The sequence below is a fragment of the Saccharospirillum sp. genome, from assembly GCF_040881935.1.
GTDB lineage: Bacteria > Pseudomonadota > Gammaproteobacteria > Pseudomonadales > Natronospirillaceae > Saccharospirillum.
The window spans coordinates 14,141-33,825 of sequence record NZ_JBBECH010000024.1 but is presented as its reverse complement, the minus strand read 5'-3'; the positions used below and the strand labels follow the sequence as shown (position 1 = coordinate 33,825).

The window sequence follows — 19,685 nt, the reverse complement described above, 5'->3', positions numbered from 1 at the left end:
CGTCAACAGAATAGCGAAGGCAATAACCGCCGTTACCACAATCGCCGGGCCACTGGGGGCGTTGGTTAGCCAGGAGCCACCCAACCCGGCCCAGACGCAGAACACCCCCAGAAAAGAGGCACCCACGGCCATTTGCTCGGGCGTTTTTGACAGCCAGCGAGCGGCGGCGGCCGGTATGATCATCAACGCGGTGATCAGCAGAATGCCGACAATTTTCATCGCCACGGCAATGACCAGCGCAATCAGGATCAAATAAACAATTCGAATGCGCTCGGTGGCTATGCCTTCGGCGCGCGCCAGATCCTCATGCACAGTGATGGCGAGCAGAGGGCGCCAAATCAACATCATCACCGGCAGTGCCACCACCAGAATGGCGGCAACCCACAGTACATCGCCCCGGTTTACCGCAAGCAAGTCCCCAAACAGCAAGCCACTCAGGTCAATTCGAACCGATTCTGAAAACGCCAGAACCAGCATGCCAATGGCCAGGGAACCATGTGACAGAATGCCCAGCAGAGTGTCTGAAGGCAGGCGTCGCTGGCGTTGCAGGCCAAACAACAGCAGTGCCAGAGCGGTAGTCACCAGGGCAATGCCAACGGTCAGGTTGAGGTTCAGCACGACCGCCAAAGTTACCCCGAGCAAGCCTGAATGGGCCATGGTATCGCCAAAATACGCCATTCGCCGCCACACCATAAAACTGCCCAGCGGGCCGGCGAGCAGGGCAATGCCGGTACCGGCGAGCAGGGCAGGCCAGAGCAGTTCAATCATGAACGTGCCCTCCCTGTTCCGCCAGGCTGTGGTTGTGGTCATGGTGGTGGCTGTAAAACGCCAGTGCATCGGCGTGCTTGTGCCCGAATAACGAGGTGAATTCCGGTTGCTGGGTAATGGTTTCCGGCGCTCCGGTACAGCAGACGTGGCCGTTCAGGCAGACGACTTCGTCGGTGGCCGCCATGACCAGGTGCAGGTCGTGAGACACCATCAGAATGGCGCAGCCGCGCTCGTCGCGAATGCGCTGAATCAGCCGGTACAGATCCACCTCACCATTGAAATCGACCCCCTGGACCGGCTCATCGAGCACCAGTACATCGGGTTGTTTCAACAGCGCACGTGCCAGCATGACCCGCTGAAATTCGCCACCGCTGAGCTGTTGAACCGGCCGGTCGATCAGATGCGGAACGTCAGTCAGACGCAGGGCCTCAACCACCTTGGGTTTTGATGCCCGGTGGGTCAGGGTCATCAGCCGATATACCGATAAGGGCAGTGAATCATCGATGCTGATGCGTTGTGGCATGTACCCAATGGTCAGTGACGGTGCCAGAGTTAGTTGCCCCTCGCTGACCCGGTGAACTCCCAGCAAGGTTTTGATCAGTGTCGACTTGCCCGCGCCGTTGGGGCCTATCAGCGTAACAATCTGGCCATTGAACACCCTGAGGTTGACGTTGCGGATAATGGTTTCACCACCAAGTCGAACGCCCAGTTGCCGGGCTTCTATAAGGGGTTGAGCGTGTGACACGGGTGCAATGTCTCCTGGGAATTCATCGGTCGTCGGGTGGGTTGGTTTGGAAACGAACTAGCCAAAGCAACCACATACTTGAAGTTACAGTGTATCATACCAACTATTTAATCCGCTCCCAGAACCCTTTTGCAATGAGTGACTTATGACTGTGTTATCGATGCTGGCTCGCCCAGTTTGGCCACTGGCACTGCTGGTATTAATGGTATGTCCGGTGAAAGCCCTGGCCGACCCACCGAAGGTTCTCGTTTCCATCGCCCCGCTGCACAGCCTGGTTGCCCAGGTGATGGACGGGGTGGCAGAGCCTGAGTTGGTGTATGAAGCCAGTCAGTCACCCCATTCCAGTGCCATGACGCCCCGACAATTGAAAGCAATCGTCGAAGCCGATCTGCTGTTCTGGATCGGTCCGGAACTCGAGATCTCCCTGGCGCGCCTGTTGCCGCGTCTGTCAGCTGATGCCCAGGCGTTTGAATTGCATGATTTTGATGCCGGTATGGCGCTGCTGCCGATGCGCGATACTCTGTTCACCCCGTCGGGCACCGACCACGATCATGACCATGGGGATCTGGATCCTCACATCTGGCTGTCATTGAATAACGCCCGCGTGTTTGTCGACTTTGTGGCCACTCGTCTCAGCGAGTTTGATCCGGATCATCGCGACCATTATCAACGCAATGCCGATCAGACCGGGTTGCGTCTGGATGCGCTGGCCAGCCAACTTGACGAAAGATTGAGCACCAGTCGGAGCACCCCCTACATCGTGTTTCACGATGGTTTTCAGTATTTTGAGCACGACCAGAATCTGAACGGACTGGGGGCACTGGTGTTGAACCCGGATATTCCACCCGGGCCGAGAACCATTGCCCGGTTGCGAGACCTGGCGGCGCCACTTGAACGCGTTTGCCTGTTCCGCGAACCTCAGTACAGCGAACGTTGGCTGTTGCCGTTGGTCGACGGCGTGGAGACCGCTACTCTGGGGGCAATTGACCCACTGGGCCAGCTATCCGAGCCCGGCACCGGGCTTTATGCTGATATGATGCTGCGACTGGCCGATGATCTGGCCGCTTGCCTGGGAGAGACGTAATGGCACGACCTGAATACGAGGCCGTACTCTGGGATATGGACGGTGTGTTACTGGATTCGGAGCGCCTGGTGCAATCGGTCTTTGTTGAGGTGATGACCAACGGTGGCCCGGTACCTGACGCCGAGCGCAGTTATCTGGAGACCATCGGTCTGAACAGATCCGGATTGATTCAATGGTTCTTGAGCTATGTGGATTCCGAAAGCAGCGCCGAGTACTGGATTAACCAGACCCGGGATCGTTATACCGAGCGGGCCAAGACTGAGCTGGTATTAAAACCCGGTGTGATCGAGTCGCTGGAACACGTTGCCCGCTCTGGCCGTCGTCAGATGGTGGTGACCAGTACCCGCGCGGAGCTGGCTGAAGCCAAGCTGGCCCGTGTCGGGTTGCTGGGGTATTTCGAATCGTTGTTGGGTGGCGATCAGGTGACACAGGGCAAGCCTCACCCAGAACCTTATTTGGTGGGCTGCAGCCGACTGGACGTTGCCCCCGCGAAGGCCTTGGTCGTCGAAGACAGCCCCAATGGCGTGCACGCCGGGTTGGCCGCAGGCTGCGCCGTAGTGCATGTGCCGGATCTGGTGCCCACCGACCCGGAATGGGAACCCAGGCTGGCCGTTAGGTTGCACTCGCTGGAAGCCTTCCCGGACTGGCTTGGCCCCAAGGGCGCGGAGACCAGACGATGATGCAGCTGGAACACATAGAGCCGCTGGCCAAACTGGGCATTGAATGGGTAAGCAGTGATGATGCCCACACCCTGTTTCGGATGCCATTGCAGGGCAACCGTAACGACAAGGGGACGGTGTTTGCCGGGAGCCAGTATGCAGCGCTGGTGGTTGCGGGCTGGTATCACACGGCCCGGTGGGCAGGGCAACAAGGCTTGCCCGAGCTGGTCGCGATCAAAGACAGTCAGGTGTCATACCCCAAGGCTGGCTGGTCGGATCTGGATATAGAGGCCCGGTTTACCGCACCGCCTGATCGGCGACCCAGTGGTCACTGGCGAGCCCGGGTTGAAGTCACTGCCCGGGATGACAGCGCAGACCTGGTCGCCGTGCTGACGGGCGATTACCGGATACTGTTACCAGTCGATTCATGAATCCGCGTCGGGTGGCACTCACCCAGCTGTTTCTGCAGCCCCGGGTGCACCGGGTGTGGATGCTCAAACACGGGTCACTCTGGTTTGATCTTCCAGTTCCGGTAAGTGAGCAATTCGAGGCACTCTGGCAAGGTTATTGCGAAGCGCAAAAGCCGTCGCCTGCTGAATTTCTGGCGCAGGAACATCTGGTCGATAACGATGCATTGTTCGCGCTGTTTGCCAGTGCGGTCTATCTCGATCGTACACTGCCAGGCTTTTACAGCGAAACGACGGCAGACGGAGTGCACTGGCACTTTGATGCCGCCAAAGTTTGATACACTATTCAGCATTGGTCGCAATAGTCAGTAGGAACCTGAATGACGCAACTGAGTGTTAACCTTAATAAAATAGCCTTACTGCGGAATTCCCGTGGTCGCGATTTTCCCAATGTGGTGACGTTTGCCCAAAAGTTCATCGCACTCGGCGTGCACGGAATTACCATTCACCCGCGCCCGGATGCCCGACACGCAACCGCGCGGGACGCGCACGATCTGAAAGCCGCCTTGGCAGCGCACCCCGATGTTGAATTAAACATTGAAGGGTACCCGACTGACGATTTTCTGGCATTGATTGAAGCGGTAAAGCCACATCAGTGCACCCTGGTACCGGATAAGCCCAACCAACTGACGTCGGACCACGGCTGGGATTTTACCCAACACGCGGATTTTCTCGAAACCGTTTTGGCCCGTATTCATGCCGCAGGCGTGCGCAGTTCGGTTTTTCTTGACCCGGATACCGACCAGGTAAAGCGGGCGACAAACTCAAGTGCCCAGCGAATTGAACTGTATACTGAAGGTTACGCCAGTGCGCATGGCACTGAGTCGGCGACAATGGTTCTGGCGAAGTACCGCGAGGCAGCAGACCTTGCGCGGCGTCTTGGGCTGGGCGTTAACGCCGGTCACGACCTGGATTTGCATAACCTGCCCGATTTCCTGAGCATTCCGGGCATACTGGAAGTCTCGATTGGCCACGTTCTGACTGTTGAATGCATCGAGCAGGGCATGGATGCTGTGATCAAACAGTATCTGTCCATGTGCGCCACCAATCCGTTGGCGTAATCCGGTGCCCGCGTTGGGTGAATTGAACGACCTCGAATACCCTGGGTGACGGCCCGGGCAAAACCCTTTCCCTGTGCAGGATAAGCCCTTATGGAACTGGCCATTGCCGACCTAGACGCAACCTCTATTTATAAATTGATGGTGGGCTCCATTCAGCCGCGCCCGATCGCCTGGGTTTGCACTCGCAATAACCAGGGTTTACTCAATTTGGCGCCGTTTTCTTTTTTCACACTGGTTAGTGTCAACCCGCCTATCGTGGCGTTTGCCCCATTGCGCAAACCTGTTGGTGAGAAAGATACCGTACTGAACCTTGAAGAATGCCCGGAATTCACGCTGAATATTGTCAGCCATTCGGTGGTAGAGGCGATGAACCAGACATCCGCTCCTCTGGCGCGCGGCGACAGTGAGGTTGGCTTCGCCGGGTTAACGACGGTGCCGTCTTTGACCGTTACGCCACCGCGCATTGCACAGGCGCAGATCCATTTTGAATGCCGACTGCGCGAGATTCAGCGGTTTGGCGACATCGTTCATGTGCAGGTTGCCGACGCGCTCTACGATAACGGTCGTATCCTGGCAGACAAACTGGACGCTGTCGGCCGCATGGCGGGCAACACCTACAGTACCACGCGCGATACCTTTGACATTGAACGACCCGGCTGAGCATGGTGTCTTTTCTGGTTTTGTTCGCGGTAGCCTTTATCGCCGCAACGCTCTGGCCGCTGGGCACAGAGTTGCTGTTTATTGGGTTGGTGCGTCAGTCCGGCGATTTGTTTATCGCCTATTGGTTGGTGGCAACCCTCGGTAACGTACTCGGTGCCTGGCTGATGCTGATGCTGGCCCGGTGGGCGCGTCAGGCCGGTGTAGTGTCTTCGCGCTGGCAGCCGTCTCAGGCCACGGAACACAGCATGCAACGCTGGGGAACGCCCGTGTTGGCCATGGCCTGGTTGCCGGTTGTCGGCGATTTGCTTCCAATCGCGGCGGGGTGGCTGCGTTTGCCACTGGTGTCGTCAGCCATATGGTTGACGCTGGGCAAAGGGGCCCGGTTTTTTCTAATTGGATTCTGGTTGGTTTAAGCCGGTAAGCAGAACCCGGCAGTCTGCTGCTAATGAGTCTATCCTGTCCTTAATGTAAACAGTGTTTGCTCTTGTTCAATCTTGAACCCTCAAGGGCTCGCGATTAGGGTAGAGTTTGGATAGCAACTATTGACTTAGGAGTGACATTTTGAATTTGGATCATTTACTGGAAAGCAACCGACAGTGGGCGGAAAAAATAACCGCTGAACAGCCGGATTTCTTTAAACAGCTGGCGCGTCAGCAGAAGCCCGAGCTGCTCTGGATCGGCTGCGCCGACAGCCGTGTGCCTGCCAATGAAATCATGGGTCTGTTGCCCGGTGAAGTCTTTGTGCATCGGAATGTTGCCAACCTGGTGGTTCATACTGACCTGAACTGTTTGTCAGTTATTCAGTTTGCGGTGGATGTGTTGAAGGTAAAGCACATCATTGTCACCGGACACTACGGATGTGGCGGGGTGGCGGCCGCGCTGAGCAATCAGCGACTGGGTCTGATCGACAACTGGTTGCGACACATTCAGGACGTGCTGAAGATTTACCGCCGCTATTTCGATGCATTGCCCGATGAAGCGACCAAATTGAATCGACTCTGTGAAGTCAATGTGATGGCACAGGTGTTGAATCTGGCAGAAACCACCATTGTTCAGAATGCCTGGGAACGAGGTCAGGAACTGTCACTGCACGGTTGGATTTATGGTCTTGAAAACGGCATTTTGAAAGACTTGGAGGTTACGCACAGTGCCGATACAGATCTGCGAGATACCATGCACCAGCGCGTAAAAACCTTGTTGAGGCAGCCGCCCGCAAAACCTCTACCGTAACGCCCCAAACGACCTACCGATCGCAAACGGCGTTACTGAGTCGAATTGCCAGGGCGCTATTTCAGCGCCGCCAGTTGATCCAGTTGCTGCTCCAATTCCGCCTGGCTGTGGGCGTAGCCCCGGGCCTTTTCGCGTTCCTTGGCGATGACGTCGTCTGGTGCTTTGGATACAAAGTTTTCGTTATTCAGTTTGCCTTCAACTTTCGCCAGTTCAGTGCGGGTTTTCTCCAACGCTTTGGTCAAACGTGCCTGCTCGGCGGCGACATCAATCAACCCCGCCATGGGCACCAGTACCTTCAGTTCGCCTACCAGCTGGGTGGCTGACATGGGCGCTTCGTCGCCCTCTTCCAACCAGGTTACGCTCTCCAGCTTTGCCAGGGTCTTAAGGAAGTTGTCGTTTTCCGCCAGGCGTCGCTTGTCTTCATCGCTGCCCTTTTGGAACATAACGGGCAACGCCTTGCCTGGGGCTATATTCATTTCGCCACGGATGTTGCGCACGCCAACGATGACACCTTTGACCCATTCAATATCCGCTTCTGCGTCTGTGTCGATTTTGGCAGAATCGGCTTTTGGAAAAGGTTGCAACATCAGGGTGTCGCCTTCGCGTGCCGCTAAGTCCCGGATCGACAGCCAGATTTCTTCGGTAATGAAGGGCATGATCGGGTGTGCCAGGCGCAGCAGAGCTTCCAGCACGCGCACCAGAGTGCGCCGGGTGCCGCGCTGAACCTCGGCGGAGGCGTTTTCGTCCCAGAGTACGGGTTTGGACAGTTCCAGATACCAGTCGCAGTATTCGTTCCAGATGAACTCGTATAAAGCCTGGCTCATCAGGTCGAAGCGGTAGTTGGTATAGTGACGCTCGACATCCTGCTCCAGCCGTTGCAGGCGGGAACTGATCCAGCGATCCGCCAGGGTCAGCTCAACTTCACCACCATTCTGGCCGCAGTCCTGGCCTTCTGTGTTCATCAACACGTAGCGGGCTGCGTTCCAGATTTTGTTGCAGAAATTACGGTAGCCTTCGAGCCGTTTGACGTCGAAATTGATGTCTCGCCCCTGGCTGGCAAGTGAGGCCAGCGTAAACCTCAGGGCGTCAGTGCCGGACGAGTCCATGCCGTCTGGAAAACTCTTGCGGGTCATTTTTTCAATCTTGGCAGCCAATTTGGGCTGCATCATGCCGCTGGTTCGTTTGGCCACCAGATCGTCAATGCCAATGCCGTCAATCAGGTCGATGGGGTCAATCACATTGCCCTTGGACTTCGACATTTTCTGGCCGTTTTCGTCGCGAATCAGCCCGGTGACGTAGACCTTTTTAAAGGGAACCTGAGGGGTGCCGTCGTCATTTTTGATGAAGTGCATCGTCATCATCATCATCCGCGCAACCCAGAAGAAAATGATGTCGAAACCGGTCACCAGTACGTCGGTCGGATGAAAGGTTTTCACCAGATCCTCGCGTTCCGGCCAGCCCAGTGTCGAAAACGTCCACAGAGCGGAACTGAACCAGGTATCCAGAACATCTTCGTCCTGCGTCAGGGTAATGGCGTCGTCGAGGTTGTACTTGCTGCGGACCTCGGTTTCGCTGCGGCCCACATAAACCTCGCCGTTGGCATCGTACCAGGCCGGAATCTGGTGGCCCCACCACAATTGGCGCGAAATACACCAGTCCTGAATGTCCCGCATCCAGGAAAAATAGGTGTTTTCCCATTGTTTGGGCACGAATTCGATGTCACCGTCTTCAACCGCTTTAATGGCCGGTTCTGCCAGGGTTTTGGCACTGACGTACCACTGATCGGTCAGCCAGGGTTCGATGACGGCTCCGGAGCGGTCGCCGCGCGGTACCATCAGGCTGTGTTCCTTGATCGAGTCCAGCCAGCCCAGGTTTTCGAAATCGACGATGATCTTTTTGCGGGCGTCGAGCCGGTCGAGGCCGCCATAGCCTTCGGGCAGAGTGCCATCGAAATCATCGATGGGTTGGCCTTCGTAGGTGTAGGCTTCAGCGGCTGGCAGAATGTGAGCGTCCTGATCAAGCACGTTGACCAGGGTCGCGCCGTGGCGTTTACCGACTTCGTAGTCGTTAAAGTCGTGCGCGGGCGTAATTTTAACGCAGCCGCTGCCAAACTCTGCATCGACATAGTCGTCGGCAACAATAGGAATGCGCCGACCAAGCAACGGTAAGTCGACGAATTTTCCGACCAGAGACTGATAACGCTCGTCGTCCGGGTTAACGGCTACGGCGGTATCGCCCAGAATAGTTTCAGGGCGAGTGGTGGCCACAACGATGTAGGATTTGCCATCGGCGGTAGTAGCGCCGTCGGCCAGCGGGTAACGGAAGTGCCAGAGCGAACCCTGTTCTTCCTTGTTTTCAACTTCCAGGTCGGAAATGGCGGTATGAAACACCGGGTCCCAGTTGACCAGACGCTTGCCACGGTAAATCAGTTTATCGTCGTACAACCGTACAAAGACTTCACGCACGGCATTGGACAGGCCTTCGTCCATGGTGAAGCGTTCGCGTGTCCAGTCAACCGAGTCACCCAGGCGGCGCATCTGCGAGCTGATGGTGCCACCAGACTGTTCCTTCCACTGCCAGACCCGATCGATAAAGGTTTCCCGGCCGAGATCGTGGCGAGTTTTGCCTTCACGTGCGAGCCCACGCTCTACCACCATTTGCGTGGCGATGCCGGCATGGTCGCTGCCGGTTTGCCAGAGCGTATTAAAGCCTTTCATACGATGGTAACGGGTCAGCGCATCCATGATGGTTTGCTGGAAAGCGTGGCCCATGTGCAGCGACCCGGTGACATTGGGCGGTGGAATCATAATGCAGTAGGCGTCGCCCAGACCTGAGGGTTTGAACCACTCGTTAGCTTCCCAACGCTGGTAGTGTTTGCCTTCAATCGCTTGCGGCTGGTACGTCTTCTCCATGAGGGCTCTTAACTCGCTTGGCTGACAGTGAAAAAAAGGGCGGGCCTGGGAGCCTGCCCGGAAGTCTGATGGCTGCCATTATACATGGACAGGGGATTGAAACTAATCGTCGGGCTCGGTTGGCTGATCCGGTTCGGAACGTTTGAACGCTTCGGGCAGGGGTAAGTCATTTTCCGCGTACCACTGGCTGACCAGTAACCGGAAGTCCTGTTGCAGGCGGTTGCGCAGGTCGCGTTCAAATAACTGCAGATAGTCGCTCACGGTATCATCGATCCAGTGACCAAATACCGTCTCTAGCTAGGCCATAACCTGCTCCGGGTCCGGTGCCGAAGGTGGCTTGGGGGTTTCCTCTGCCGTTGGCAAGTTTTGTTCTCTGCGAACGATCTCGTTGATTGGCCTTAGCGGCGCCAGTTCGTCAGCCGCCCGTGTTTCGGCTTCATTGTGGATACGAATCAACTCCGACAGAGACTGGCTCGATAAAAACGGGTTGTCCGGACTGACATGCGTCGGGGTGCGTTTATCGACAATTTCATCGAGCAGGGGAATCTGCGTTTCCGATTGAGCTATTCTGTCGAGACTCTGACGGATGTCTTCCAGATCCTGCAGCAGGCTTTGTTGGGAATCCTTCTGATCCATCTATACCCGGTCTCTCAAGTCATGACGCTTCAGCGGATAGCCCCGGTCCTGGTAAAACTTATAGTGCGCCCGAGTGGCGTTCAATACAGCAGGGTCCTGGCTGACGACTTCAAAGACGCGCTCGAACCGGGAAAAATATTCGGGGATGTCAGCGGCCAGGTTGATCAGAACATCATGATGCTGACCCGGCTCCGTGTGCCAGCCAATCTGTACGTCGTCATCACCGCCCGCGAGCAAGCTGTGAGCCAGGAAACTTTCCGGGGGCGTGGACCAAAGTAGCTCACTGACTGACCGGGCCATGGCCTCATCGTCCACCGCCAGTAGTACTCTGTGCTGGTGGCTCCGTGCCTTGTTGACCAGGCGCGCGGCATAGGCATAGCGGTCTGCGGCTTGCAGCACCGGAACAATGTGAAAATCTACCTGGGTCATGAGTCGGGTTCATTACGGCGAAAACACCATGGTACCTAAAGCAGCGGGCAGCAGGAAGATGTGGCGTTGGTCCGCATCGGGTACCGGGTATGCCCCTGTGGGGTCGGCGTGGATCCATCCATGGAGCCTAGGCCGCAGCATCCCTGCTGCGGACTACCCCACAGGGGGGCACCCGGTACCCGATGCTAGTCTCCCAGGCAAACTCCGAAACTTGAGGTTTAAACTTAGTTTCGGAGTCCACGGTCGACTAGCGACGGGTGGCCGGACTGCTTTTGCGAGGGTATCTGAGGCATGGATGCCGAAGTTAAGCCTACAGGGACGTATTTACGGCGCCCCCGCAGGAGCAGTCCGGCCATCCGTCGCGGGTTAGAAGCGATGCAGCCAATTCGAACTCCCAAGCATGACCCAATAACCGGGCAAAGCCCGGTTATTGGGTCAACTGGCTGAGCAAATAGTGGGTTAGCAGGCCAACCGGGCGACCGGTCGCGCCTTCTTTGGCGGAGGTCCAGCCGGCGCCAGCGATGTCCAGGTGCGCCCATTTGTATTTTTCAGTGAACTGGGCCAGGAAGACTGCTGCTGTGATGGAACCACCGGCACGGCCCTGGCCAATATTACGCAGGTCGGCATAGGGGCTGTCCAGCTCCTCGCGGTAGTCGTCCCACAGTGGCATCGGCCATCCGCGATCCCAGGCTTGGGTGCCAGCGCTGATGAGATCCTGCTGCAGACTGTCATCGTTGGCATAGACAGCCAGCGGGTGGTGGCCCAGGCCAATGACGATAGCGCCGGTCAGAGTGGCGATATCGACCACACTGGCCGGGTCGAACCGTTCAACGTAGGTCAGGGCGTCACACAGCACCAGGCGACCTTCAGCATCGGTATTGATGATCTCGATGGTCTTTCCCGACATACTGCTGACCACGTCTCCCGGCCGGGTTGCCGTGGCCGAACACATGTTTTCGGCCGCTGCAACGACACCAATGACGTTCATGGCGGGTTTCAGTTCGGCAATGGTATTCAGGGTGCCAAACACAGAGGCCGCACCTAGCATGTCGAACTTCATGTCTTCCATGCCCTGAGCGGGTTTGATGGATATGCCACCGGTATCGAAGGTCAGGCCCTTGCCGACCAGAACATGGGGTTTTTCGTTGGCACCAGCACCCTGGTATTTCATGACCAGGACGTAAGGCGGATTGGCGCTGCCCTGGGTTACGGCCAGGAAGGATCCCATGCCGAGTGCTTCCATTTCTTTCTGGCTGAGGATCTCTACACTGATTTCGTCATAGGCGTCAGCAAGATTCTGCGCCTGTTCGGCCAGATACTGGGGGTTGCAGATATTAGCGGGCAGGTTGCCCAGTTCGCGTGCGACGTTGACGCCATGGGCCAACGCCTTACCGGTACGGATCGGCGCTTCAAGCTCAGTGTCCTTGCTCAGGAAAGTCAGTGCTTGCAGCGCCGTTGCATCGGCCTTCTTGGACTTGGTGGTGTCGTACTGATAGAGCCCGGTCAAAATCACTTCCGTCGCCTTCTGAGCGGCCCATTGCAGCGTGCGGCCCGCCACCTGAATGTCATCCAGAGCGATGCTGGCTGTCTTGGCCTTGGTGCTTTTCAGGGTGGCAATGGCCGCCTTAACAACCTTGATAAACTGGTTTTCCCGGAAGTCGGCCTGTTTGCCAGCACCGATCACGAACACCTGGCCAGCTGGCAGGTCGTTGTGGCCCAACAGCGGGGTGACCTGTCCGGTTTTGGATGACAACACCTGTGTATCGCGCAGTGACTGAATCAGTTTGGGATGCGCTTCTGTCAGCGCCTTTACACCGGGGCTGTCGGCATCGTCAAAATGGAAAATAACCAGGGCATCGGTATCGGTGGCGCTGAGTGCGACGGATGAAACGGTAAATTGCATGATGTCTCCAACCTAAGCTGTGAACAAACGGAATTGACCGGGTATGCACCCGGTACGTGGCCCCATGATAGCCAATGAGGACGGTACTTGGCAGCGTCGTCGCAGTGTGCCGATCAATTTCTTTGTGTTCAGAGTGTCAGCTGGGGCAAACGCTGATAGATTATCACTTGGGGCGATAATAGACCTGAGTCCAGCTCGCCTGGTCCTGCCAGCCGATCCGGTCGCGATTGGTGTAGCGCCAGAAGACACCCATGCCGGCCAGGCCCCAGGCTGGAATGGCGGTGAGCAGGCGGAGAGTAGCGTGCATCCAACCCAGTGGGCGATCGTTGGTGGATGCCAGATGAATGCGCCAGGCCCGCATACCAACCGTCTGCGACTTGGTGACCCAGAAGCCAGCAAAATAAAAGTAGATGATCAGCAGATTCCATATGATAAACAGTGGATTCCCCGGAGCAATGGCATCTGCGCCAGTTAGCCATTTGTTCACCGCCACGGCCAGGAAGCCCAGCAACATCAGTACACCCAGTAATACCAGCCAGTCGTAAATCAGGCTGCCGATCAATCGGATCAGTCCGGCCGGGCGGGGAGGTAAAATTGCAGTCATGGGTGTTCCTGATTGTCAGAATGGTCGGCAGAGTAATGTAATGGCGGATTCATGCCAAGAAACAGAGGAAACATCTGGCTGCATAACTGTGAACAGCCATTCAAAAAAACACAATCAGTAGTGAAACCTTCGGGTAGTCGTTTATCATTTGTGTTCACTTGAAGAAGGAGAGTAATTCAATGGCAACCGGGATGCATCGGGTCGTTGATGACATGGAGCAAAATGTGCACAGGGCATCACTGCTGCTTAAAGCGTTGAGTAATGAATGCCGGTTGTTGATTTTATGCAATCTATTGGACGGTGAGAAGTCCGTTTCCGAGTTGAATCTGCGTATCGATCTTAGCCAGTCTGCTTTGTCACAGCATCTGGCACGGCTGCGTCGTGACCAATTGGTCAAAGTGCGAAAACAGGCACAGACGGTGTATTACCGCATAGCCAGCGACGAGGCCGAACAGGTGATTGGCCTGATGCACCGGCTTTACTGCGAATAGCTGAGTGAGAGCAGTCTGCGATAATTGACGTTTTTTTACGATTATTGCTTTAGCCAGAGGTTTAATTGCGCCGTAAAGCACAGTTTGGGCGCGGGGCAATTGACTTTGCTGTGAAAGTGTATAGGTTACTTTTTAGGCAGGGAGAAGCACACGTACAGTAAGTTCACTGCACAGCGTTGCATGTCACGGAAAGACGAGGAGTACCAGGCAGACTAGGCACCTTATAGGGGTAGTTGGTCGCTATACCGTACCATTCGACTGACCAGACAGGGCGAACATGACCGAAGCTAAATCCAGACTCGATGCCAATGTCAGCAGACTGCATGCACCCAGATACAGCTCGACCGAGCTGCCTCCATTGCCACCACGAATCCGACTCGCTGCCCGCTGCTGGGAGCGTGTCTGGAATCTGACACTCAGTCAGGCACCTTCTGCCCAATGCGAACCCATCAAAAGCTTTGCTCAGCGCTTCAACACGGAGGTTGTGACGACACGTGGGTTTATGCGCTCCAATCGCAAATTGTGCTTTGCCATTACCGGTGAAGACATCGGTGTGCAAGCCGAATTTGAATTGGCGATGACCATTATGGCGCGTCTGGAAAGTGAATACGGACCGATTGAACGGGTGGAAGATCGCCCGGCTCAGATTTGGCCTTACCAGGCGTTTAATGATTTCTGACGTCTAATCTCAGGGTCAGTCTTTCGATACCGTTAACCAGCGCGTGTGGACCGTCATCCGACCAGCCATTTCTGCCAAATGGCTGTCCCCCAGACGAGTATGGCAATAAAAATCGTCAATAATACCGCAGCGGAGCCCATGTCCTTGGTGCGTCCCGACAATTCATGAAAGTCTGTACTGACCCGGTCGACCAGCGCTTCCAGTGCACTGTTGATCATTTCAACCACCATGATCAGCAGTAATGAAGCAATTAACAGGGCAGACTGCCAAACCGTAGTGCCTATCCACAGAGCCGCCGGTACACCCACTAACAGGGCAATGGTTTCCTGACGGAAGGCTTCTTCGTGTATAACCGCACTGCGCAAGCCCTGCCAGCTGTAGCGAGTGGCCTTGACCCAGCGTTGCAGGCCTCTGGCGGGCAGATTGCGAAGATCTCTGATGCGTGAATATGGATTCATGAACTGGTTAGAGCCTCGTTATAAAGGGCGTTGACCCGCCAATTGACGGTTGGTCGCCTGAGTGGCCAGTGCCGTCATGGGATCGGCTGGCCAGGGGTGTTTGTTGTAGCGGCCACGCATCTCCTTGCGTATGTCGGGGTAGACCCTAGACCAGAAATGTGGCAAATCGGTGACACTGGCCAGGGTGCGGCCATTCGGGGCCTGTAGGTTAAGGGTCAGAGCCAGCTTGCCGTCTATCAGCGTGGGCGACTCAGTCAATCCGAAAGCCTCTTGCAGCTTGAGGTCGGCGGTAACGCGGTTGGCGCTGGCATCGTAGCTTAGCAGAACCTCTCGATCGGAAGGCGCCATCCAGCGCGGTGGGCACAGCTGGTTTATCCGGCGAACCCGGTCGTAGCCGAGCCAGGCATTGAGCACCTCGGGCGTGCTCAGATCAGATAGTTTTTTCAAGGCGGTTAAATAGGGCTCAGCCCATTGCAGCAAAGTGTCGGCACTTGGCACTTCGGGCCAGTCGTCCGGCAGGTGGTGACGCACCAGAGTATAGCGATCCAGCCAGATGCCGAGCGATGCCGGGGCGGGCCACTGTTCTATCGGGGTCTGTGCCAGGCAGTGACCCCAGGCGGTGATCTTTTGGGCTGTGTTCGGCCGAGTTGGCTGGGTTGAGAGCACAAAGGTACCCCGGCGGCGTTCGGATTCAAACCGGTCCAGATCGGGCCGGTAGCGTACTGTTTCCGTTTCCGGCAGGCCCAACTGGATAGCCTGTTCGGTCAGCGGCCACAGGGTGTGCGCGAGAATGCTGTTGCCCTGATCCTGTCCGTGCACAAGCAAGTACCAGCCAGGTTTCGGACCCTGATCGCGACGTCTGAGCTGTCGACCAGACGCCAGCTGGGCAGTTGCATCGGCATCTACCCGCACCAGGCGTTGCGGTAGAGCTCTGATCAGTAATTCATCGGGCAACGGTTGTGCCTTGCCTCTGAGCGACACGCCAAGGGATCGGGCCAGGCGCCTGGCTTCCTGCGTCAAACGCGCTTCACCCTGATTAACCTGTGTCAAAAAAGTATCGAGTACCGGTTCGGGTAACGGTTGCTCAAGACTCATCAGGGCCGCAAACCAGAGCGCATCGCTGATTATCTCCAGGTCTTTAGCCAGACTAACCAGGTGGGCCAGCGCCGGTGTGAGGCCAGCATCGATCAGTGTGCGACCGTGGTCTGTCAGCTGAGTACCGGTGGGGTCTACCGCCTGCCAGTGGTGCAACTGATCCAGCGCCACTTTCCAGCGGCCGGGATTGGGCGGTGTCAGCCAGAAGGCATCCTCGCGTTGCAGGCCCCAGTCGGCAAGGTTTAATACCAGGGGTTTAAGGTCGGCCTGGGTGATCTCGGCGGGCTGGTCGGGTGCCAGAGCATCCTGTTCGGTTTCGGACCAGAGTCGAAAGCAAAGCCCGGGGCCCTCCCTGGCAGCGCGACCGGCCCGCTGATCGGCGCTCGATTTGCTGATGCGTCGGGTGACCAGCTCGGTCAGGTCGGTATGGGGGTCGACCCGGGCATAGCGTTCACGGCCCAGATCGACAACACAGCGGACGCCGGGCAGGGTGACACTGCTTTCCGCCAGATTGGTGCTGAGAATGACCGCGGCGTTGCTGTGTCGCAACTGGTCGATCAGGTCGTCGTTGTTGACCTGGCTGTGCACGATAAAGGTCTCACAATCGGCCGGTAACCGCCGGTTCACGGCTTCTATGTTCCGTAACCCCGGCAAAAACACCAGAATATGGTCGTCGCACTGGTGCCGGGCTTCTTCAATTACCCCCAGCAGGGCGCTCTGCCAGTCGGCGTGCCGCACCGGCCGGTAATGCAGCGTCAGCGGGTGCAGCTGACCGTCGGATGCGACCTTGGGCAGGGCAAGACGCTGGTGCAGGGTATCCATGGCCAGGGTGGCCGACATTACCAGTAGCTTCAGGTCTGGCCGAAACAGGGCTGTGCAGCTGTGCAGCAAGGTCAGGCAGCTATCCTGATCGAGCTGGCGTTCATGAAATTCATCCAAAATAACGGTACTGACCCCCGTGAGGTCGGGGTCCCGGGTTAGCCGTCGTAAAAAAGCACCGTAGGTGGTGACGGTGAGCCGGGTTTGGTGGCTGCGGCGTGTGTCATCGCGCAGACTGATGCCCACCGTCTGGCCTACGGATTCGCCCAGTTGCCGTGCTAACTGGTGTGCGGCCAGCTTGACTGGCAGGCGGCGGGGAAGCAGCAGCACAATTTCCTGACGGGTCTCTTCCAGCAACCAGAGCGGCAAACGGGTGGTTTTACCAGAGCCGGGCGGCGACTGCACCAGGCAACCGCGATGCGCCCAGTGCGACAGCACCTCGTCGCGAATATCATCGACGGGCAGAGCCGGTTTCATGCCAGAGGGTTGCCATAGGGCAGAAAGCGATTGTCGGTGTGTGCCTTGATCCAGCGAGTTAGCTCGGCGTCGGGGAAGGCACCCCGCGGCTTGAGCGCCTTGCAAATCCAGATGGCCGGGTTCTTATCACCCGCCTCCCAGCCTGCCCAGTGGTGTTCTGCCAGTGTGAAAAACCGGATCAGAGCGACCAGAATGTCGGTTTCCAGTGGTTCCAGAACCGGTTGCCAGAGTGAGCGGGGTTGTTTCAGCCAACCTTGCAGTTCATCCAGACCTTCCGGTGCTGCGTGCGCCGGAAACGAGTGAGCATCGTTCAGGCCCAGTGACGCCGCCAGTATCAGTGTGTTGCGGCTGGGTGGCTGGGGTGTTGTTTCAGTGGGTGTCCAGGTGCCAAGAGACATACAGGCTCCGTAGAAAAGATGAGGGCTGGCAGTATATCGCAGCCGAGGCTCAACTCACAGCGACTGCCATTCCCGCGCCCAGGGTTGAGTAAAGCCGTCAATGACTTCGGTGGCACTGTTGAACTGGGAGCAGAGTATCTGCAACTTCGCCAACACCGTTTCCAACGGCATGCTGCCGCAGGCAACGGCACCGACATTGCTGAGCAGGCTGCTGGCCGCGTATTGGCCGAGGTGAACCTCACCAAAAAGACACTGGCTGCGAACGAAAACCGGAATTGACTGGTTACTGGCCTTTTCCAGAATGCGTTCCAGTGCCGAATCTGTCATGACATTACCACTGCCGTAAGTGTTCAGGACCAGGGCTCGGTAGTTCCGTTCGACCATGCTCATCAGCCCATCCATAGGCATGCCGGGAAACAGGGTTTGAACACCCAGAGCCGAGGGCCGCCAGGGCCGGTTCAGGTCAGTTTTAGCCGTGCCGGGGGGCTGTGACCACAGAGTGTCGGACCAGTTAGGCGTCATAAAAGCGCTGTCCGCTGCGGTATCAACCTTGCTTACCCTACTGGCGGGCAGGCATCGGCCGTTGAACGCGACAAACACCTCTGGTTGTTGGCGGGTCAGAATATTCAATGCCAGTGCCAGGTTGCCATAACCGTCACTGTTGGGCTGTATCAGTGGTCGCATCGAGCCGGTGATTACGACAGTCTTGGAGGTACCCGCGAGCAAAAAGCTCAGTGCAGCAGCGCTGTAAGCGAGTGTATCCGTACCATGAATGATCAGGACACCATCGCACTCAGTGCTGTTGATCTGATCACGCAGTTCATACCAGTGGCCGGGGCGGATGTTTGATGAGTCGATCAGCGGCTGCCATTCCTGCCAGCTCAGAGTGTGATTCTGCCAGGCCACTAGCCGACTATCGCTGAGCAACGTGGATTTCAGCAGACCCGCCTGAGGTGCCAGACCAGTGGCGGTGTCTGCCATACCGATGGTGCCACCGGTATTGATGATGAGAAAATGCGCCATGCAGGGCCTCTGATCAGTGGATTGGGTGTTGTTCACCCCAAAAAAACGCGCTATCAAACCATTGATTAAAAGGGCTTGCAAATGGAATGCAGTCAGACTGGCCGTTACTGCGCCTGGCGGGTGGCGGACAGAGAGATGGAAACCGACTCAGCAAAGCGCAAAGCGTGCGGTTTGTCGATTTCCACCTCGGCAAAGCGGACCTCTTTGTGTTCCATGATCAGTGCCAGAACCTCATGGGTCATTCGTTCAAGCAGCAGGAACTTATTGTCTTCCACGAAGGCAATGATCTGCTTGGCGATCACCCGATAGTTTAGAGTGTCTTCGATCTCGGTCGAATGAATGGCGTCGCTGGCGTCGAAGCGTATGGTGATGTTGAGCAGAATGTCCTGCTTATTCTTAATTTCCTCTTCTTTAATGCCCACGTAAGTCCGCAGTCGCAGATCTTTGATACGGATACAGGCTTCGGTGTTTTCGTAAATCATCAGCGACGTCCCAGTAAGGTAAGGAATTCATTGCGGGTGTTTTGCGACTTGCGAAAGCTGCCCAGCATGACGGACGTTGTGGTTTTTGATTGCTGTTTTTCGACACCGCGCATCATCATGCACAGGTGTTGCGCCTCCAGCACCACGCCTACTCCGGCGGCGTCGGTTACCTCAAGCACGGCATTGGCGATTTGTTTGGTCAGTTGTTCCTGAATCTGCAGTCGGCGGGCGAACATATCGGTAATGCGCGCAAACTTGCTCAAACCCAGCACCTTGCCCCGGGGTATGTAGGCGATGTGCGCCTTGCCGAAAAAGGGCAGCATGTGGTGCTCACACAAGGAGTAGAACTCAATATCCTGTACCAGCACCATCTCATCCGTGTCTGCACTGAACACCGCCCCGTTGGTCACCGTCTCCAGGTCCTGTTTGTAACCATCGGTCAGAAAACGGACGGCTTTCGCAGCCCGCCCTGGTGTATCCAGCAAGCCATCGCGTGCGGGATCTTCGCCAAGTTCGGTAATCATAGTTTGGTACAGCTTGGACAGGGTGTCAGTCATGTAGTGGCTCTTCAAAAGGGCAGACCGTCAGTATACGACAGTCTACCG

General features: G+C 56.6%; 24 protein-coding genes. 10 read left to right on the top strand and 14 right to left on the bottom strand.

Annotation, left to right across the window (positions count from 1 at the left end):
* Together WEB54_RS03350 and WEB54_RS03345 are read right to left on the bottom strand one after the other, a co-directional pair.
* A partial coding sequence (locus WEB54_RS03350) for an iron chelate uptake ABC transporter family permease subunit (protein WP_368053237.1) occupies window positions 1–768 on the bottom strand: 768 nt, incomplete at its 3' end.
* Window positions 761–1,513: an ATP-binding cassette domain-containing protein gene (locus WEB54_RS03345; protein WP_368053236.1), complete on the bottom strand. Its 753-nt coding sequence runs from the start codon at window positions 1,511–1,513 to the stop codon at window positions 761–763. The genes WEB54_RS03345 and WEB54_RS03350, both read right to left, overlap by 8 nt.
* Window positions 1,514–1,658: 145 nt before the next feature.
* Between WEB54_RS03345 and WEB54_RS03340 the strand changes: the two genes are divergently transcribed.
* The 8 genes from WEB54_RS03340 to can all read left to right on the top strand — a co-directional run bounded on the left by WEB54_RS03340 (window position 1,659) and on the right by can (window position 6,674).
* Window positions 1,659–2,597, top strand: a complete 939-nt coding sequence (locus WEB54_RS03340) for a zinc ABC transporter substrate-binding protein (protein WP_368053235.1) — start codon at window positions 1,659–1,661, stop codon at window positions 2,595–2,597.
* Window positions 2,597–3,277: an HAD family hydrolase gene (locus tag WEB54_RS03335; protein ID WP_368053234.1), complete on the top strand. Its 681-nt coding sequence runs from the start codon at window positions 2,597–2,599 to the stop codon at window positions 3,275–3,277. The genes WEB54_RS03340 and WEB54_RS03335 overlap by 1 nt, the downstream gene beginning before the upstream one ends.
* Window positions 3,274–3,687, top strand: coding sequence for a YiiD C-terminal domain-containing protein (locus WEB54_RS03330; protein WP_368053233.1), 414 nt, complete (start codon window positions 3,274–3,276; stop codon window positions 3,685–3,687). Before WEB54_RS03335 ends, WEB54_RS03330 begins: the two co-directional genes overlap by 4 nt.
* Window positions 3,684–4,001 (top strand): hypothetical protein, encoded by a 318-nt coding sequence (locus WEB54_RS03325; RefSeq protein WP_368053232.1) that lies wholly within the window; start codon window positions 3,684–3,686, stop codon window positions 3,999–4,001. Before WEB54_RS03330 ends, WEB54_RS03325 begins: the two co-directional genes overlap by 4 nt.
* Before the next feature lie 42 nt (window positions 4,002–4,043).
* A complete protein-coding gene (locus WEB54_RS03320) occupies window positions 4,044–4,784 on the top strand; it encodes a pyridoxine 5'-phosphate synthase (RefSeq protein ID WP_368053231.1) in 741 nt (246 codons plus the stop codon).
* 90 nt (window positions 4,785–4,874) lie between these two features.
* Window positions 4,875–5,444 (top strand): flavin reductase family protein, encoded by a 570-nt coding sequence (locus WEB54_RS03315; RefSeq protein WP_368053230.1) that lies wholly within the window; start codon window positions 4,875–4,877, stop codon window positions 5,442–5,444.
* 2 nt (window positions 5,445–5,446) lie between these two features.
* The gene (locus tag WEB54_RS03310) at window positions 5,447–5,857 is read left to right on the top strand and encodes a YqaA family protein (RefSeq protein WP_368053229.1); all 411 of its coding nucleotides are present in this window, start codon (window positions 5,447–5,449) and stop codon (window positions 5,855–5,857) included.
* A 145-nt stretch (window positions 5,858–6,002) separates the two neighbouring features.
* The gene (can, locus tag WEB54_RS03305) at window positions 6,003–6,674 is read left to right on the top strand and encodes a carbonate dehydratase (protein ID WP_368053238.1); all 672 of its coding nucleotides are present in this window, start codon (window positions 6,003–6,005) and stop codon (window positions 6,672–6,674) included.
* A gap of 56 nt (window positions 6,675–6,730) precedes the next feature.
* Here can and WEB54_RS03300 read toward each other — a convergent pair whose 3' ends face one another.
* The 6 genes from WEB54_RS03300 to WEB54_RS03275 form a co-directional block, all read right to left on the bottom strand.
* The gene (locus WEB54_RS03300) at window positions 6,731–9,586 is read right to left on the bottom strand and encodes a valine--tRNA ligase (protein ID WP_368053228.1); all 2,856 of its coding nucleotides are present in this window, start codon (window positions 9,584–9,586) and stop codon (window positions 6,731–6,733) included.
* 102 nt (window positions 9,587–9,688) lie between these two features.
* Window positions 9,689–9,847 (bottom strand): hypothetical protein, encoded by a 159-nt coding sequence (locus WEB54_RS03295; RefSeq protein WP_368053227.1) that lies wholly within the window; start codon window positions 9,845–9,847, stop codon window positions 9,689–9,691.
* 36 nt (window positions 9,848–9,883) lie between these two features.
* The gene (locus WEB54_RS03290) at window positions 9,884–10,222 is read right to left on the bottom strand and encodes a hypothetical protein (protein WP_368053226.1); all 339 of its coding nucleotides are present in this window, start codon (window positions 10,220–10,222) and stop codon (window positions 9,884–9,886) included.
* Complete coding sequence (locus tag WEB54_RS03285) at window positions 10,223–10,651, bottom strand: DNA polymerase III subunit chi (protein WP_368053225.1); 429 nt, start codon at window positions 10,649–10,651, stop codon at window positions 10,223–10,225.
* A gap of 427 nt (window positions 10,652–11,078) precedes the next feature.
* Window positions 11,079–12,554 carry a leucyl aminopeptidase gene (locus WEB54_RS03280; RefSeq protein WP_368053224.1) on the bottom strand — a complete coding sequence of 492 codons (1,476 nt, stop codon included), beginning with the start codon at window positions 12,552–12,554 and terminating at the stop codon, window positions 11,079–11,081.
* A 163-nt stretch (window positions 12,555–12,717) separates the two neighbouring features.
* On the bottom strand, window positions 12,718–13,158 hold the full coding sequence (locus WEB54_RS03275; RefSeq protein WP_368053223.1) for an RDD family protein: 441 nt from the start codon (window positions 13,156–13,158) through the stop codon (window positions 12,718–12,720).
* Window positions 13,159–13,337: 179 nt separating this feature from the next.
* On the opposite strand from WEB54_RS03275, the gene WEB54_RS03270 reads away from it, so the two are divergent.
* Window positions 13,338–13,649, top strand: a complete 312-nt coding sequence (locus WEB54_RS03270) for an ArsR/SmtB family transcription factor (RefSeq protein ID WP_368053222.1) — start codon at window positions 13,338–13,340, stop codon at window positions 13,647–13,649.
* A 277-nt stretch (window positions 13,650–13,926) separates the two neighbouring features.
* The gene (locus WEB54_RS03265; protein ID WP_368053221.1) at window positions 13,927–14,328 is read left to right on the top strand and encodes a hypothetical protein; all 402 of its coding nucleotides are present in this window, start codon (window positions 13,927–13,929) and stop codon (window positions 14,326–14,328) included.
* 53 nt (window positions 14,329–14,381) lie between these two features.
* Here the strand turns inward: WEB54_RS03265 and WEB54_RS03260 are convergent, their stop codons facing one another.
* From WEB54_RS03260 to folE, 6 genes are all read right to left on the bottom strand, one after another.
* Window positions 14,382–14,786 carry a diacylglycerol kinase gene (locus WEB54_RS03260; protein ID WP_368053220.1) on the bottom strand — a complete coding sequence of 135 codons (405 nt, stop codon included), beginning with the start codon at window positions 14,784–14,786 and terminating at the stop codon, window positions 14,382–14,384.
* Window positions 14,787–14,804: 18 nt separating this feature from the next.
* Entirely contained in the window at window positions 14,805–17,177 is a 2,373-nt protein-coding gene (locus tag WEB54_RS03255) for an ATP-dependent helicase C-terminal domain-containing protein (protein WP_368053219.1), read from the bottom strand.
* Window positions 17,174–17,575 carry a hypothetical protein gene (locus WEB54_RS03250; RefSeq protein WP_368053218.1) on the bottom strand — a complete coding sequence of 134 codons (402 nt, stop codon included), beginning with the start codon at window positions 17,573–17,575 and terminating at the stop codon, window positions 17,174–17,176. Before WEB54_RS03250 ends, WEB54_RS03255 begins: the two co-directional genes overlap by 4 nt.
* A gap of 54 nt (window positions 17,576–17,629) precedes the next feature.
* Window positions 17,630–18,598 carry an asparaginase gene (locus tag WEB54_RS03245; RefSeq protein WP_368053217.1) on the bottom strand — a complete coding sequence of 323 codons (969 nt, stop codon included), beginning with the start codon at window positions 18,596–18,598 and terminating at the stop codon, window positions 17,630–17,632.
* Window positions 18,599–18,702: 104 nt separating this feature from the next.
* Window positions 18,703–19,080, bottom strand: a complete 378-nt coding sequence (folX, locus tag WEB54_RS03240; protein ID WP_368053216.1) for a dihydroneopterin triphosphate 2'-epimerase — start codon at window positions 19,078–19,080, stop codon at window positions 18,703–18,705.
* Window positions 19,080–19,637, bottom strand: a complete 558-nt coding sequence (folE, locus tag WEB54_RS03235) for a GTP cyclohydrolase I FolE (RefSeq protein ID WP_368053215.1) — start codon at window positions 19,635–19,637, stop codon at window positions 19,080–19,082. Before folE ends, folX begins: the two co-directional genes overlap by 1 nt.
* Window positions 19,638–19,685 lie beyond the last annotated feature (48 nt).